Below are 14,891 nucleotides of genomic sequence, written 5' to 3'. Positions count from 1 at the left end.
GTGCGGTCAGGGCGTCGCGAGCTGCGACGGCTGGTGGTACACGGCCTCCCAGACCCGGGCGCGCAGGGCGGCGAACTCGGGGGAGAGGCGCAACTGCTCCGTGCGGGGGTAGGGCAGGTCGACGTCGACGACCTCGTGGATGCGGCCCGGCCGGGCGGCCATGACGACGACGCGGGAGGCCAGGTACACGGCCTCGTCGACGTCGTGGGTCACGAACAGCACCGTCCGGCGCTCGCGCAGCCAGGTCGTCATGAGCTGGTCCTGCAGGTGCACCCGGGTGAGCGCGTCGAGGGCGCCGAACGGCTCGTCCATCAGCAGGATCTCCGGGTCGACGGCGTAGGCGCGGGCGATCGCGCAGCGCTGCTTCATGCCGCCGGAGAGCGTCTTCGGCAGCGCGTCGGCGAACGCGGACAGCCCGACGAGGTCGAGGTAGTGGTCGGCGACCTCCCGCCGCCGGGCCGGCTTCACTCCGGCGAGGCGCAGGCCGAACTCGACGTTCTTGCGCACCGTCAGCCAGGGGAAGAGCGCGTACTGCTGGAAGATCATCCCGGTGCGTGGACTCGGGCCGGTGACCGGACGTCCGTCGACGGTCACCCGGCCCGAGGTCGGTTCGAGCAGGCCGGCGGCGACGTTGAGCATGGTGCTCTTGCCGCAGCCGGACGGCCCGACGAGGGTGACGAACTCGCCGTCGGCCACGTCGAGGTCCACCCCGCCGAGGGCGACGAAGTCCTCGTCGCCGAGGCGGAAGCGCTGCTCGACGCGGTCGAAGCGGATCATGGCGTCGTGGGTGGTCATCGGGTCTCCTGCCATCCGGTCAGGCGGGCCTCGGCGAGCAGCAGCAGGCGGTCCATGACCAGCCCGAGCACGCCGATGGTGATGAGGCCGACGAAGATCGTCGGCAGGTCGTAGAAGATCTGCGCCTGCTGCATCCGGAAGCCCAGCCCCTGCTGCGCGGCGATCAGCTCGGCGGCGACGACGGTGGCCCAGGCCGCGCCCAGGCCGATGCGCATGCCGACGAGGATGAACGGCGACGACGCGGGGATCACGACCCGGGTGAAGACGGCGTAGTTGGACGCACCCAGGACCCGTGCGGCGTTGATGAGGGTCTTGTCGACGTTCACCACGCCCTGGAACGTCGAGATGACGCAGGAGAGGAACGCCGCCAGGAAGATCACCAGGATCTTCGGCGACTCGCCGATGCCCATGAGCACGATGGCCAGCGGGATGATCGCCAGCGGCGGGATGGTCCGGAAGAACTGCACGTACGGCTCCAGCAGCCCGCGGCAGACCGGGTACCACCCCATGAGGAAGCCCGCGGGCACCGCGAGCAGCGTGCCGAGGGCGAAGCCGCTGAGCACCCGGCGCAGGCTGGCCAGGATGTCCTCGACGAGGGTGCCGTCGGCGATGAGTTGCTGACCGCGCTGGGCGACCTCGGCGGGTCCCGGCAGACCCTGGACGCCCAGCGCGGCGATCAGCCACCACACGCCGATGCCGCCGGCGATCGCGACGAGGTTGAGCACCGGCCCGGGCGGGAGGCGCCGGCGGCCCGGCCGGGCGGTGCTGCGTGGCGTGGTCGCCGTGGCGTTCGTGGCGGTGGTCATTGCGGCAGCGTAGGAACGCGGCGTAATCTCGTCAATACTCTTGACATAAATGTTGTGTTCTCGGCCCGGTTGCCGGTCCGGGATGATCGCGCCAGGCAGAATCGGACCACGACGGAAGGGGTTGGAGTGAGCAACGACGGCGTGCTGCGCAACCTGCGGCGCCAGCACGAGCTCCGGGTCCTGACGATGCTGGTCGAGCGCGGCCCGTGCTCGCGCCGCGACCTCGAGCTGGCCACCGGCCTGTCCCGGACCACGATGTCGGCCATCGTCGCCGACCTGGTGCGCCGCCGGGTCGTCGTCGACGACGTCCAGCGTCCGGCCGCCGGGCGTGGGCGGCCGGCGACGCTGCTGCGGCTCAACCCGCGCGCGGCGTCGGCCGTCGGGCTGGAACTGGGGCGCGGGCACGTCAGCGTCGCGGTCGTCGACATCGGCCGCACGGTCATGGCGCACGTCACCGAGCCGGTCGACCCGCGCGGAGAGCTGGCCGACCGCGCCGACGCCGCGCTCGCGCTGCTCGGCGCCGTGGCGCGCGACCGCGAGCTGGTCCTCGACGGCGTGACGGCCGGCGGCCTGGGGCTGTGGGGCCACCATCCCGACCCGCTGCTGCCGGGCGGCGACCCGGCCGCCGACCTGGTGGCGGCGTCGTTGGTCGATCGGTTGCGCGCCGTCATCGACGCGCCGGTGACCTGGGACAACAACATCAGGCTCGCGGCCGTGGCCGAGACCCGGGCGGTCGAGGTCCCGCCCTGCCCCGACCTGTTCTACGTCGTTCTCTCGCACGGCGTCGGCGGCGGGCTCGTCGTCGGTGGCACGCTCGGCCGCGGCGCCTCCGGTGTGGCCGGCGAGATCGGCCACGTCGGCGTCGAGCCGAGCGGCCCGCCCTGCTGGTGCGGCGGCCGGGGCTGCCTCGAGGGCTACCTGTCGATCGATGCCGTGGTGGGGCGTGCGCACACGGTCGCGGCGCGGGTGGTCGACGTGCCCAGCCTGGTGGCGGCGATGGACGATGCCGACCCCGCGGTCGCGGAGGTGGTCGGGTGGAGCGCCGAACTGCTCGGCCGCGCCCTCGGCACCGTCGTCACGCTGCTCGACCCGCACCGGGTGGTCATCGGCGGCGAGCTCGCCGAGCTCGGCGAGCACCTGCTCGGGCCGGTGCGCACCGCCCTCGACCGGCAGAAGCTGTCCATCCGCGACCGGCGGCTCGAGCTGGGGACCGCCAGGATCAGTCAGGGGGCCGCCGCGGTCGGCGCCGCCCTCGTCGCGTTGGACGAGTACGCGGCTGTGGGCGAGCTCGACGCCGTCGGGGAGTCATGACCTCGCTATTTTTGATTGGACTATTGACGTAATCGGGCTGGGCCACGACACTCGGGCGGAGTCAGTCGTCACCCACCTCGCCTGGCCGGCACCGGGCGGATGTCGCGAACGGAGCCGTCATGTTCGAGAGACCTGCTCGTGCCGTCACCCGGCCGAAGCGCCCCTCGCTGGCCGCGCTGGCGGTGGCCGGCCTCGCGGCCGTCGCCGTGGCCGCGCCCGCGGTGGCCGCACCGGCCGTCGACGCGGAGGCCGTCGACGTTGCGCGGACGACCGGCAGCTCACCGGCCGCGGCGGCGCCGGTGAACCTCGCGCTGGCCGGCACCGCCACGGCGTCGAGCGTCGAGCTGGACCGCGCCGACTTCGCCGCCGCACACGTCAACGACGACGACCCGAGCACGCGGTGGTCGTCGAAGTACCAGGACGACCACTGGGTCCAGGTCGAGCTGGCCGAGCCGTCCGCCGTCGACCACGTGGTGCTCGAGTGGCCCAACGCGTGCGCCCGCGACTTCGTCCTGCAGACCTCCGGCGACGGCGTCACGTGGACCGACGTCGAGGCGCTGCAGCGCGACACCTGCCCGCGCACCGACGTGATCGAGGTGAGGTCGGCGGGCCCGGTGTCGTTCGTCCGGATGCAGGGACGGCAGCGCTGGTCGACCTGGGGCTACTCCATCTCGGAGTTCCAGGTCTGGGACGCCCCGCCGGCGCCGCCGGAACCGGTGCTGGGGCTGGTGCCGCTGCCCGTCTCCGTCGAGGAACATGCCGACACCGACCCGTTCCAGCTGGCCAGAGGTGCCCGGATCATGGCGGTCGGTGACGGTGCGCTCGCGCCGGCGACGTCGCTCGCGCAGGCGCTGCGCCCGGCGACCGGCCTCGCGCTCCCGGTGACGCCGACCGCGCCGGAGGCCGTGCCGGACCGGCAGCGCGGCAGCGGCCCGGCGCCGATCGTCGTCGACGTCCGGCCCGGCAACGCCCCGGCCGGGCACGCCGACGAGGGCTACACGCTGGAGGTCACCCCCGTCCGAACGCTGATCGCGGCCGACACCCCGAACGGCGCGCTGAACGGCGTGCAGACGCTGCGCCAGCTGTTCCCGCAGTGGATCGAGTCGGACACCGTCGTCGCGACGGACTGGACCGTGCCCGCGGTGTCGATCGCCGACTATCCGCGCTTCGCGCACCGCGGCGTCATGCTCGACGTCGCGCGCAGTTTCTACCCGGTCCACGAGGTCAAGGAGTACATCGACACCGCCGCCCAGTTCAAGATCAACCGGCTGCACCTGCACCTGACCGACGACCAGGGCTGGCGCATCGCGATCGACCAGCCCGCGGACAACCCGTCGGGCATCGACTACGGCCTGCTGACGGAGGTCGGCGGCGCGACCGCCATGACCGAGCGCGGCACCGAGCTGGGCAGCACCGGCTACTACACCAAGGCCGACTACACGGAGATCGTTCGGTACGCGGCGCGCAACGGCATGACGGTCATCCCGGAGGTCGACCTGCCGGGGCACACCAACTCGGCGCTGCACTCGATCCCGCAGCTCAACACGCCGGGCGCCAAGCCGCAGCTGCAGCCCGGGCAGACCACGGTGCCGCACAACGGCACCGGAGCGGTCGGCTACTCGTCGCTCGACGCGCACAGCGCCGTCACCTACGAGTTCGTCGAGCACGTCCTCGCCGAGATCGCCGCGCTGACCCCCGGCCCGTACCTGCACATCGGCGGCGACGAGGCGCACGTGACCAGCCACGCCGACTACGTCACCATGGTCGACGCCTTCACCGCCGCCACCGCCGAGCTCGGCAAGACCGTCGTCGGCTGGAACGAGTACGCGGGCACCGCGCTGCCGCAGGACGACGCCGTCGTGCAGTTCTGGAACGGCAACCGCGCCGCCGTCGCGAATGCGGTGAACGCCCGCGGCGCCGAGGTCGTGCTCTCGCCCGCCGCGCACACCTACGTGCCGCAGAAGCAGGACCCGCGGCAGCCGCAGGGCGGCACCTGGGCCTGCGGCGGCGTGTGCGGCCTGGACCGCCACTACAACTGGGACCCCGGCACGTTCATCCCGGGCATCGCCGAGTCCAGCGTGCTGGGGGTGGAGTCCGCGCTCTGGGGCGAGTTCATCCGCCGCATCGACCAGGCCCAGTACTACGCCTACCCCCGGGTCGCCGCCACGGCCGAGGTCGGCTGGACGCCGCAGGACCAGCGCCGCTACGCCGACTTCACCCGCCGGCTGGGTGAGCTCGGCGGCCGGCTCACCGTCCAGGGCACGAACTTCTTCCCGTCCGCCGACGTCGACTGGCGCGTGGACGCGCTCGGTGCGCCCGCCACCGCGCAGGCCGGCCGGCCGGCGGAGGTGACCTGGACCGTGACGGCGCCGGGTGTGGCGTCGCAGAGTCTCGATGCCACCGTGACCTGGAGCGACGGCGTCACCGGCACGGCCGAGGTGAGCACCGCCCGGGAGGCGAGCATCCCGGGGATGTGGATCAACGACGCCTTCACCGCGGTGTCCGGGCGGGTCTTCGAGACGCCGGGGGAGTACACCGGCACGCTGTCCGTCGGCACACCGGGCGCGGCGCCGGTGCTGGCCACCGTCCACGTGAGCGTTCGCGACGAGGGCTGAGCGTCGCGAACGACGGCGGGGTGCCGGAGCGACCTGCTCCGCCACCCCGCCGCTCGCCGGGGCTGTTACCTTCTCCCGCCCGCGCTCGTCATGGGGGTGACGACGGAACGCACATGGTCGTCACGACGACGAGTGAATCGAGAACGGGATGCTGGCGAACCTCATGTACGCGACGGTCTACGTCACCGATCAGGACCGCGCGCTGGAGTTCTACACCGAGGGGCTCGGGCTGGAGAAGCGCGTCGACTTCCCGGGGCCCGACGGACGGTTCCTCACCGTCGGCGTTCCCGGCAGCCCGGTGCAGATCATCCTGTGGTCGCACGCGGCGGCCGCGGGACAGCCGCGGGGGATGGGGCAGGCGGTCGCGCCCGGTCCGGTGATCCTCGAGACCGACGACCTGCGCAAGGAGTTCGAGATCCTGCGCCGGCGCGGCGTCGCCTTCGTCGAGCCCGAACCCGTGGACTATCCGTTCGGGGTCCGCGTCGAGGCGGTCGACCCGGACGGGAACCGGATCTCGCTGCGGCAGCAGCGCAAGCCGTGACCGAGCACCCGTCCGGTCCGCTGGCCGAGGCGTTCGAAGCCCAGCGCGACCGGCTGCGCGCCGTCGCGTACCGCGTGCTGGGATCGCACGCCGACGCAGAGGACGTGGTCCAGGAAGCCTGGATGCGCCTGGTCCGCCAGGACGACGCGACCATCGCCAACCTGGCGGGGTGGCTGACCACCGTGGTCGGCCGCATCAGCCTGGACCTGCTGAGATCGCGCCGGGCCCACCCCGAGACCGCCTACGGGCACGAGTTCGCGGACCTCGTGGTGACGCCCGACGACGATCCCGCGCCGGACGAGCAGATGGCGCTGGCCGACTCGGTCGGCCTCGCCCTGCTCGTCGTGCTCGACTCGCTCACCCCGAACGAGCGGCTGGCGTTCGTCCTGCACGACATGTTCGCGGTCCCGTTCCACGACATCGGCCAGATCCTGGGCAAATCCGCCGACACGGCCAAGACGATCGCCAGTCGCGCCCGCCGGAAGGTGCACGCCACGGAGCGGCCGGTGGGTCGGAGGCGCGAGCACCGAGAGGTCGTCCAGGCGTTCCGCGCCGCCGCCGTCGGCGGCGACTTCGAAGCGCTCCTGCGGGTCCTGGACCCGAACGTGAAGCTGGCCGTCGACACCCCCGACGGCGTGGTCGTCACCCTCGGCGCCACCGAGGTCGTCGCCGGCGCCCGCGGGTTCTCCGGTGCGGCGGCTCGTCATCGGCCCGTGCTGGTCAACGGCAGTCCCGGTCACATGTCCTGGCGCGCCGACGGAACCCCGCTCTCCGTGATGGCCTTCACCGTCGCCGCGGGCCGGATCACCGGCATCCACCTCGTCATCGACCCGGCCAAGCTCGCTTCGATCGACCTGCCCGCCCCGGCCTGAGCGAGCCGTCGGGCCCGCCTGGTCACGGCCGGCGGCGGCCTGGCGCGAGCAGTTCGCGGGGAAGTGCTTCGCGCCACCACTGCTCGATCCGGCCGGGCGTCCAGCGACGCTCGTCGGTGAGGGTGGTGTAGGCGTCGATGTTGCAGAGGGCGGCGTAGATGTCGATCGCGGTGCCGAGGTCCAGTCCGTCGCGCAGCGATCCCGGCGGCCACGACTCGAACACCTGCCGCCGGTTGTGGTCGGCGGCCTTGCGGCCGTTGGTGTACAGGGCGGCGAGGTCGGGTTCGCCGCGGCCGGCGTCGCGGATCAGCCTGATGACGTCGCCGGCACGTTCGTAGAGGCGGCGGTCGTACGCGGCCATGGCACCGAGCTGGCCGGCGGGGTCGGCGGCGAGGTCCTCCAGCTCGTCGATCATCCGCGCCGGGTCGGCCGAGAGGTCGGCGGCGTCGGCGAGCGCGCGGGCCAGGCCGGTCTTGCTCTGGTAGGTGGCATAGACCGTCGGCGCGGAGACGCCGGCCTCGCGGGCGACGTCGCGGACGGTGGTGGCGGCCCAGCCCTGCGCGAGGAAGAGCCGGCGCGCCGCCTGCGCGATCTCGGCGCGGGTCCGCAGCGCCTGCGCATCTCGTCGGTGCGAGTCGTAGCGGCGCTTCGTGGGTCCGTCGGGCATGCCGTCTCCTATTGACTTTACGTACGCTCTAATGAATAGAGTAGGTGTATGACAGTATTCCGGTGCCGCGCGCACCACCCTTCCATCCACCTCGCCCGCCGGGGGCTCCGGAGGAGCGTCCATGGCCGCCGATAGCGCCGTACGCGAGCCGGCCCGCGCCGGGGTGTTCGTCCGGATCGCGCGGTTCGCCCAGCGGCACAGCCTCGCGGCGATCGGCGCGTGGGCGCTGGTGCTGGCCGGCATCTGGGTGGCCGCGTCGGTCACCGGCGACGACTACCGCAACGACGTCTCGCTGCCGGGCACGGAATCGCAGCACGCGGCCGACCTGCTGGACGAGCACGGGTTCGGCCGGGCCGGCGACACGCTGCAGATCGTCTTCCACGCCGACGCCGGGCTCGACGATCCCTCCGTCCGGGACGAGGTCGAGCGGGCGCTCGCCGAGGTCGCGGCCCTGCCGCACGTCAGCGGCCTGGAGAGCCCCTACGTGAGCCCGGCCACGGTCGCACCCGACGGCACCATCGGCTACGCGACGGCCACGCTCGACGTCGCGTCCGACGACCTGCCGCTCGACGACGTGCGGCGCATCGTCGACACCGCGCAGTCCGCCGAGATGTCCGGCCTCGAGGTCGAGGTGGGCGGCGCGGCGGCCCGGCTGCTGGCGGAGGGGGAGACCGGCGCCGCCGAGGCGGTCGGGATCCTGGCCGCGCTGGTGATCCTGGTGCTGATGTTCGGCACGGTCATCGCGGCCGGCCTGCCGATCGTCACCGCGCTGTTCGCGGTCGGCTCGACCGTCGGCGTCATCGTCGTGGCGTCGCACCTGTTCGCGATCACGTCCTACACCCAGTACCTCATGGTGCTGGTGGGGCTGGGCGTCGGCATCGACTACGCCCTGCTGATCTTCGCGCGCTACCGCACCGAGCTGCTCCGCGGCAGTGCGCCGGGAGCGGCCGCGACGACGGCCATCGACTCCGCCGGGCGGACGGTCTTCTTCGCCGGAACGACGGTGATCGTGGCGCTGCTGGGGCTGGTGACGCTCGGGCTGGGCTCGGTGCAGGGGTCGGCCCTGGCGCTCGCGCTGACGGTGCTCGCGACCATGATCGCGTCGCTGACGCTGCTGCCCGCCCTGCTCGCGCTGTTCGGGCGGCGCTTCGCCCGCCAGTTCACCGCTCGTGCGGCGAAACGGGCGGCGAGGCACCCGGGCCGGACGGAGGGCGCGAGGTGGCGCCGCCTCGCCACCGCCGTCCAGCGGCGTCCCGTCGCGGCGATCGTGCTGGCCGTCGTCGTGCTCGGCGCCCTCGCCGTCCCGGCGCTGAACCTGCGTCTGGGCTTCGCCGACGCCGGCAACGACCCGCCGGACACCACGAGCCGGCAGGCCTACGACCTGCTCGCCGAGGGCTTCGGGCCCGGGGTGAACGGCCCGCTGCTCGTCGTCGTGGACGGCGGTGACGGCGGTGCCGAACGTCCGGCCGAGGCGGCGGCGGACACCCTCGCCGGCACGGAGGGCGTCGCGGCCACGACACCACCGGAGCTCAGTGAGGACGGCCGGGTCGCCACCCTCCTGGCCATCCCGGAGTCGTCGCCGCAGGACGAGCGGACCGCCGGCCTCGTCAGCGCCCTGCGCGGGGACGTCCTGCCGGCGCTGTCGGAGCGGACCGGAGCCGACTTCCTCGTCGGCGGCGCGACCGCGGCGACGCAGGACTACGCCGGGAAGGTCGCGGACCGGATGCCGTACTTCATCGCGATCGTCGTCGGGCTGTCGCTGCTGATCCTGATGGCCGTGTTCCGGTCGGTCCTGATCCCGATCAAGGCCGCCGTGCTGAACCTGCTCAGCATCGGCGCCGCGCTCGGCGCGATGACGCTGGTGTTCCAGGAGGGACTGTTCGGCATCGAACCGGCTCCGATCGAGGCCTACCTCCCGATCCTGGTGTTCGCGATCGTGTTCGGGCTCTCGATGGACTACGAGGTGTTCCTCGTCTCCCGCATCCACGAGGAACGCGAGCGCACCGGCAGCGACGCGGCCGCGGTGCGGGAGGGCCTGGCGCACACCGGCGCCGTCATCACGGCGGCCGGGCTGATCATGATCCTGATCTTCGGCGCGTTCATGCTCAGCCCGCAACGGCTGCTGCAACAGATCGGGTTCGGCATGGCGGTCGCGATCTTCGTCGACGCCGTCATCATCCGGTGCCTGGTGGTCCCCGCGGCGATGCAGCTCATGGGCCGCTGGGCCTGGTGGATGCCGCCCGCCCTGGCCCGCCGGCTGCCCCGGCTCAACCTGGAATCGTCGCCGGACACCGTCACCACTCAGCCCGCGAAGGAGCGCGTGCCATGACCTTCTCCCGTATCGGCGGCTGGGCCGCGATCGGCTTCGCCTCCCTCCTGGGCGGCACCAACCTGGCGCTGGCGCCGACCCACCTGCCGGTCATCGGCGACCCGCTCGACGAAGTCGCCGACTACTTCGGCTCCCACGCCGGCCTCATCGGGCTCAGCGGAACCCTCGCCGTCGCCGCGTGGCTGCTGGCCGTCCTGTTCGGCGCCGCCGTCGTCGCGGCCGTGTGGCCGTCCGAGCGGGCCCGCGGCGAGGCATGGTCGCTGGTCGGCCTGTCCGGTCTGGTGCTGCAGAACGCCACCTTCACGGTCTTCACCGCCACCAGGCTCGCGCTGACCGGCACCGCCTCGGACGCGTCGGCCACCAAGGCCCTGTGGAGGTTGAACGAGGCGCTGTTCGCGTTCAACGGCACCTTCCTCGCCACAGCGATGCTCGGCCTGTCGGTCGCGGGACGTCGTTCCGGGCTCATCCGCTCCGCGCACGCCCTCCTCGGGTTCATCGCCGGAGCGCTCCAGCTCAGCGCGGCCCTCCTGCTCCCGCTGGTGTTCGACGACCCTGGCGCGGTCGACCTGCTCGGGCTGGCCGGATGGCTGCTCTGGGTCGTCTGGATCGCCTGGTACGGCATCGTCCTGCTCCGGACCCGTACCCCCGCCCATCCGCCGTCGGAAAGGCAGACCCCATGACCACCAGCAGACGAACCGTCCTCGCGCTCGGCCTGGCCGCCACCGCGGCGCCCGTCCTCGGCCCGCTGACGCCGGCACGGGCCGCCGCCGCGCCGGATCGGCCTGCGGCACAGACCTTCCCCCGCTACGTGCGGCTGCCGGACGACCAGGCCTCCGACCCCGAGGTCGTCTACGAATGGTGGTACGTCGTCGGCCACGTCCGGGCCGGGCGGCTCTGGTACGGCTACGAGGTCACGATCAACCGCTCCAGCGCGGGGCCGGAGGTGCACGCGGCGATCACCGACGTGTCCGCCGCGACGCACCGCGGGCTGGTCGAACGCTTCGAGCCCGGCGAGGTGACGTTCTCCACCGACGGGCTCGACCTCCGCACGCCCGCCGCCACGCTGGCCGGACCCATGGACGACATGCGCCTCACCGCGAGCCTCCCGGACGCGCGGATCGACCTGACGCTGCGCCACGCCGGCCCGGTGCTGTACCCCGGCGGCACCGGCCTGATCCCGTTCGCCGACGGTTTCAGCTACTACTACTCGCTGCCGTCACTGGCCACGCGCGGCACCCTCACCATCGACGGCCATCCGCACCGGGTGCGCGGCACGTCCTGGCTCGACCGGCAGTGGGGCACCTGGCACTGGGCCAACATCCAGCGCTGGAGCTGGATGGCGGTCCACCTCGACGACGGCGACCGCCTCAACGTGTGGAACCTGGTCCAGGACGGCGACGACCAGGCCTATGCCACCATCGTCGACCCCGGCGGTCACCACACGGTCGCGTCGATCGTCCCGCTCGCCGAGCACGCCCGCGACTTCTGGACCAGCCCGCTGACCGGCCAGACCTACCCCACCCGCTGGCGCGTCGAGGTCCCCGGCCGCGACACCCGCCTCGACGTCCGCTCGCTCGTCACCGAGCAGGAACTCGACGTGTACTACCCCGGCCAGCCGCGCGGTCTCTACGAGGCCGCCTGCGCCGTGACCGGCACCCACGCCGGCCGGCGCAGCACCGGCCGGGCCTACGTCGAGCTCTACGGCGACTGGACGGCGCCGGGTTCCTGACCCGCCGCACCCGACCTCAGGCCGGCGCCCCGATGCCGGCCGGCGCGGACAGGTCGATGCTCGGCCACCCGGCCACGTCGCGAAGGAGCTGCCGGTCGTGAGAGGACACGACGACGGCCGCCTGGGTGTCGCCCAGCGCTTCGGTGAGTTCGTCCACGAGCGCGATGGACAGATGGTTGGTCGGCTCGTCCAGGAGCAGCACGTGGGGGCGCATGGCGAGCACGAGCGCCAGGTCGAGGCGGCGTTGCTGGCCCACCGAGAGCTCGCCCACCCGCCGGCCCGACTCTCGCGGCTTCAGCAGACCGAGTTGCGACAGGCCGATCGCCTCCGGCGACGGCACGGCGCCGGAGGCGACGAGCGCGTCGACGTGCGTGTCGTACACCTCGCCGGCCCGCCGATCGGGCGGCAGATCGCTCTCCTGACGCAGGAAGCCCAGACGGGTGCCGCCGGGCCTGCGCACCGAGCCCGTATCCGGTGCCAGCTCGGCGGCGGCGACTCTGAGCAGGGTGGACTTGCCGGCGCCGTTCGGACCGGTCACGACCAGCCGGCCGCGCCGGGACAGTGAGAACGACACCGGCCCGCGCAGCCGCCCGGCGACGCCGACGTCCTCGACGCTCAGCAACGTCGCGCCGGCCCGAGCGCGAAGCTCGGGGAACCGGAACTCCAGTGGCGGTTCGGGAACGGTGACGGCGTGCGCGTCGAGCGCCTCCCGACGCCGGTGAACGGTCTGGGCGATGCCGCCGGCGCGGGTGGCGCGCCCGTGCTTGTTCGCGCCCTTCTCCGGCCGCCACCCCGAGACGAGCCGGTTCTGCGCGTCGGCCAGGCTGTCCTGCAGCCGAGCGCGTTCGGCCTGCTGCCGCTCGTACTCCTGTTCCCAGCGTTCCCGTTCGGCCAGTCGTCCCTCCCGGTAGCCCGAGTAGCCGTTCCCGTAGACGCGCGGACGGCCGTCGGGTGACGCGTCGAGATCGACGATGGTCTCCGCGATGTCCGACAGGAGAGCTCGGTCGTGACTGACGACCACCACACCACCGTCGCGTGACCGGAGTCGGGCGGTCAGGAACTCGAGCCCGCCGCGATCGAGATGATTCGTCGGCTCGTCGAGCAGCAGGAAGTCGTCGTCGGCGCCCAGCAGGCACGCCAGGCGCACGCGATAGCGCTGTCCCACGGAGAGCTCGGCGAGCGGTCTCGTCATCTCGGTCTCCGCGTCGAGCGCGTCGAGTGCGATCCGCACCCGGCGCTCGGCATCCCACGCGTCGAGCACGTCGACGAGTTCCAGTGCGGCCGCGTACTCCGCGGCCGCGGACTCGGTGTCCTCGGTGAGTGCGTGGCCGGCGGCGTCGAGCCTCGCCAACGCCGCGAGCGCGTCGGCGATCGCGTCGGCGACGGCTTGCCCGACGGTGCGTTCGTCGGCGGTGTCCATCTCCTGCTCGGCGACACCGATCGTGCCGACGCGCTGGACGGTTCCAGCGTCGGGGTCGAGCGTTCCCGCCAGCACCTGGAGCAGGGTCGACTTTCCTCTCCCGTTCTCGCCGACGATCGCGACCCGCGATGACGGGGTCAGCGTGAGGTCGACGTGGTTCAGAACGGGGGTGGCGCCTCGTGTCACGGAGACATCGGCGGCCATGAGCTGCGCGCGATGGCGCGCGGGAAGACGGTGGGTGCGCATTCGCATCCTTCGAACGGGCGCACCACAGCCAGGAAACAGGCACACGGGTACGCAGATGACGGCGACCGGAGAAGGGGCCAGAACGAAGCAGCCGCCGCAGGCTCGGAATGACTCAACGAGCGCGGCCGGCCCACTCAGCCGTCACAGGAAGTACAGATGCATGTCGCAATTTTATCAGACGCGGCAGGAGGGATCGTCCGTCGATGCACGTCACGGGCCAGGTATCCATGACGCGCACCTTCCGGCCCTGCGATGTGCACGACCGACTCGTGACAGGCGCACCTGCTGTTTGCGCGGCGAGGCGCCCAGCCTTGGAGCATGAGCATCGTCGACCGGACGTCCAGCGGCCTGGCCGCTGCCGATGCCGCGCCACCGGCGATCAGCCCGTGGCGCCGGTTCGTGCCGTGGCAGGGCCGCGCCACCCGCGTGGACCTGGCCCTGATGGGCGCGATCCTCGCCGTGGTGGCGCTCGGGTTGGTGCTGCGGCCGCTGAAGCCGTTCCTGCTCGCCTCGCATCCGGTCATGCTGGCGTTCCTCACCGGCGACCTCACGGCCATCGGCGCCGCCGCCGCGTTCGCCCGGGTCGGCGAGGCTCCGCTCTGGCTGGTCGTGCTGGCCGGCGCCGCGGGCATGGTGAAGCTCGACTGGCTGACGTGGTGGACCGGGCGGCAGTGGGGCCTGGGCATCGTCAGGATGTTCACGACCAGCGAGCGCGCCCTGCGGTTCGCCGGCCGCGCCACGGAGCTGCGGCCGTGGGCCCTGCGTGTCGCGGTCGTGCTCGCCGTGCTGCCCGGTGTCCCGACCCCGGTCGTGTACGCGATGGCGGGCATGGCCGGGATGCGCCTGGTGACGTTCCTGATCCTCGACCTCGCCGGCGCGCTGGCGATGACCGGCCTGGTCGCGGGCCTGGGCTACGGGCTCGGCCAGCAGGCGGTCGACGTCGTCCTTCTCGTCGATCGGTACGCCTCGGTCGTGAGCCTGACGTTGATCGCCGCGGCCATGCTGGTCCCGCTGCTCAAACGGCTGATCCGGCGCCGGGCTGGACGCGGCTGAGGTGTCGCGCCTTCACCCGGCCGGGGTGAGGCGCCGGCCGGTCCCGGCGCCGATCCTCGAAGGAGACGACCGCGGGAGCGTGCATGGCCGACATCCGATCAGACACCGACGAGCCGCGGGCGGTGGCGGCGACGGCGCGCAGCAAGGCGGCGCCGGCGGCGATACTGCTGATGCTGGTCGGCGCGCTCCAGGCGCTGCAGGGCCTGGCGGCGATCCTCGACGACGACGTGTTCTCCGCGCGCGCCGGCTACACGTACGACCTCGACGTCACGGCGTGGGGCTGGGGGCACCTGATCATCGGGGCGATCCTGGTGGTGTCGGGGCTGTTCCTCTTCACGGGCAGCGCCATCGCCGGCGGCGTCGCCATGGCGCTGGCCGGCATGAGCGCCATCGCCACCTTCGCCTTCGTCCCGAACTACCCGTTCTGGGCGCTGCTGATCATCGCGCTCGACATCGTCGTGATCTGGATCATCGCGAGCTCCGGCATCCTCGAGTCCTGACGAGCGG

The 14,891-nt window shown here is 72.7% G+C and carries 13 protein-coding genes; 9 read left to right on the top strand and 4 right to left on the bottom strand.

The window, feature by feature from the left end:
- Window positions 1-6: 6 nt before the first annotated feature.
- Window positions 7-777, bottom strand: coding sequence for an ABC transporter ATP-binding protein (locus tag BLU82_RS14295; RefSeq protein ID WP_092625829.1), 771 nt, complete (start codon window positions 775-777; stop codon window positions 7-9).
- A gap of 14 nt (window positions 778-791) precedes the next feature.
- Window positions 792-1,601 (bottom strand): ABC transporter permease, encoded by an 810-nt coding sequence (locus BLU82_RS14290; protein ID WP_092621439.1) that lies wholly within the window; start codon window positions 1,599-1,601, stop codon window positions 792-794.
- Between the two features lie 126 nt (window positions 1,602-1,727).
- Between BLU82_RS14290 and BLU82_RS14285 the strand changes: the two genes are divergently transcribed.
- The 4 genes from BLU82_RS14285 to BLU82_RS14270 all read left to right on the top strand — a co-directional run bounded on the left by BLU82_RS14285 (window position 1,728) and on the right by BLU82_RS14270 (window position 6,940).
- Complete coding sequence (locus BLU82_RS14285) at window positions 1,728-2,912, top strand: ROK family protein (protein ID WP_092621436.1); 1,185 nt, start codon at window positions 1,728-1,730, stop codon at window positions 2,910-2,912.
- A gap of 119 nt (window positions 2,913-3,031) precedes the next feature.
- Window positions 3,032-5,527: a family 20 glycosylhydrolase gene (locus BLU82_RS14280; RefSeq protein ID WP_092621433.1), complete on the top strand. Its 2,496-nt coding sequence runs from the start codon at window positions 3,032-3,034 to the stop codon at window positions 5,525-5,527.
- 148 nt (window positions 5,528-5,675) lie between these two features.
- Window positions 5,676-6,068: a VOC family protein gene (locus tag BLU82_RS14275; protein ID WP_092621430.1), complete on the top strand. Its 393-nt coding sequence runs from the start codon at window positions 5,676-5,678 to the stop codon at window positions 6,066-6,068.
- Complete coding sequence (locus BLU82_RS14270) at window positions 6,065-6,940, top strand: sigma-70 family RNA polymerase sigma factor (protein WP_092621427.1); 876 nt, start codon at window positions 6,065-6,067, stop codon at window positions 6,938-6,940. The genes BLU82_RS14275 and BLU82_RS14270 overlap by 4 nt, the downstream gene beginning before the upstream one ends.
- Before the next feature lie 22 nt (window positions 6,941-6,962).
- On the opposite strand, the gene BLU82_RS14265 is transcribed toward BLU82_RS14270, so the two are convergent.
- On the bottom strand, window positions 6,963-7,607 hold the full coding sequence (locus BLU82_RS14265; protein WP_092621424.1) for a TetR/AcrR family transcriptional regulator: 645 nt from the start codon (window positions 7,605-7,607) through the stop codon (window positions 6,963-6,965).
- Window positions 7,608-7,728: 121 nt separating this feature from the next.
- On the opposite strand from BLU82_RS14265, the gene BLU82_RS14260 reads away from it, so the two are divergent.
- From BLU82_RS14260 to BLU82_RS14250, 3 genes are read left to right on the top strand one after another with little or no spacing between them, the layout of a single operon-like run.
- Window positions 7,729-9,936, top strand: a complete 2,208-nt coding sequence (locus tag BLU82_RS14260) for an MMPL family transporter (RefSeq protein ID WP_172885611.1) — start codon at window positions 7,729-7,731, stop codon at window positions 9,934-9,936.
- Window positions 9,933-10,616, top strand: coding sequence for a hypothetical protein (locus tag BLU82_RS14255; protein ID WP_197682943.1), 684 nt, complete (start codon window positions 9,933-9,935; stop codon window positions 10,614-10,616). Before BLU82_RS14260 ends, BLU82_RS14255 begins: the two co-directional genes overlap by 4 nt.
- Window positions 10,613-11,665, top strand: a complete 1,053-nt coding sequence (locus tag BLU82_RS14250) for a lipocalin-like domain-containing protein (protein WP_172885610.1) — start codon at window positions 10,613-10,615, stop codon at window positions 11,663-11,665. Before BLU82_RS14255 ends, BLU82_RS14250 begins: the two co-directional genes overlap by 4 nt.
- A gap of 16 nt (window positions 11,666-11,681) precedes the next feature.
- Here BLU82_RS14250 and BLU82_RS14245 read toward each other — a convergent pair whose 3' ends face one another.
- The gene (locus BLU82_RS14245; protein WP_092621418.1) at window positions 11,682-13,337 is read right to left on the bottom strand and encodes an ABC-F family ATP-binding cassette domain-containing protein; all 1,656 of its coding nucleotides are present in this window, start codon (window positions 13,335-13,337) and stop codon (window positions 11,682-11,684) included.
- 312 nt (window positions 13,338-13,649) lie between these two features.
- Here BLU82_RS14245 and BLU82_RS14240 point away from each other — a divergent pair, with 312 nt between their 5' ends.
- Both BLU82_RS14240 and BLU82_RS14235 read left to right on the top strand, forming a co-directional pair.
- Window positions 13,650-14,384, top strand: coding sequence for a DedA family protein (locus BLU82_RS14240; RefSeq protein WP_092621415.1), 735 nt, complete (start codon window positions 13,650-13,652; stop codon window positions 14,382-14,384).
- Window positions 14,385-14,467: 83 nt separating this feature from the next.
- Window positions 14,468-14,884: a hypothetical protein gene (locus tag BLU82_RS14235; protein WP_092621412.1), complete on the top strand. Its 417-nt coding sequence runs from the start codon at window positions 14,468-14,470 to the stop codon at window positions 14,882-14,884.
- Window positions 14,885-14,891: the final 7 nt, after the last annotated feature.

Source organism: Jiangella sp. DSM 45060 (assembly GCF_900105175.1).
Taxonomy (GTDB): domain Bacteria; phylum Actinomycetota; class Actinomycetes; order Jiangellales; family Jiangellaceae; genus Jiangella.
Note: the sequence above shows the minus strand (reverse complement) of the source record. Positions and strands in the feature narration are given on the sequence as shown.

Excerpts from the sequence above, each read along its gene's own strand:
- BLU82_RS14280 (WP_092621433.1), top strand. The coding sequence starts at position 3,032 with ATGTTCGAGAGACCTGCTCGTGCCGTCACCCGGCCGAAGCGCCCCTCG.
- BLU82_RS14245 (WP_092621418.1), bottom strand. The coding sequence starts at position 13,337 with ATGCGAATGCGCACCCACCGTCTTCCCGCGCGCCATCGCGCGCAGCTC.
- BLU82_RS14260 (WP_172885611.1), top strand. The coding sequence starts at position 7,729 with ATGGCCGCCGATAGCGCCGTACGCGAGCCGGCCCGCGCCGGGGTGTTC.
- BLU82_RS14265 (WP_092621424.1), bottom strand. The coding sequence starts at position 7,607 with ATGCCCGACGGACCCACGAAGCGCCGCTACGACTCGCACCGACGAGAT.
- BLU82_RS14250 (WP_172885610.1), top strand. The coding sequence starts at position 10,613 with ATGACCACCAGCAGACGAACCGTCCTCGCGCTCGGCCTGGCCGCCACC.
- BLU82_RS14235 (WP_092621412.1), top strand. The coding sequence starts at position 14,468 with ATGGCCGACATCCGATCAGACACCGACGAGCCGCGGGCGGTGGCGGCG.
- BLU82_RS14290 (WP_092621439.1), bottom strand. The coding sequence starts at position 1,601 with ATGACCACCGCCACGAACGCCACGGCGACCACGCCACGCAGCACCGCC.
- BLU82_RS14295 (WP_092625829.1), bottom strand. The coding sequence starts at position 777 with ATGATCCGCTTCGACCGCGTCGAGCAGCGCTTCCGCCTCGGCGACGAG.
- BLU82_RS14255 (WP_197682943.1), top strand. The coding sequence starts at position 9,933 with ATGACCTTCTCCCGTATCGGCGGCTGGGCCGCGATCGGCTTCGCCTCC.
- BLU82_RS14240 (WP_092621415.1), top strand. The coding sequence starts at position 13,650 with ATGAGCATCGTCGACCGGACGTCCAGCGGCCTGGCCGCTGCCGATGCC.
- BLU82_RS14275 (WP_092621430.1), top strand. The coding sequence starts at position 5,676 with ATGCTGGCGAACCTCATGTACGCGACGGTCTACGTCACCGATCAGGAC.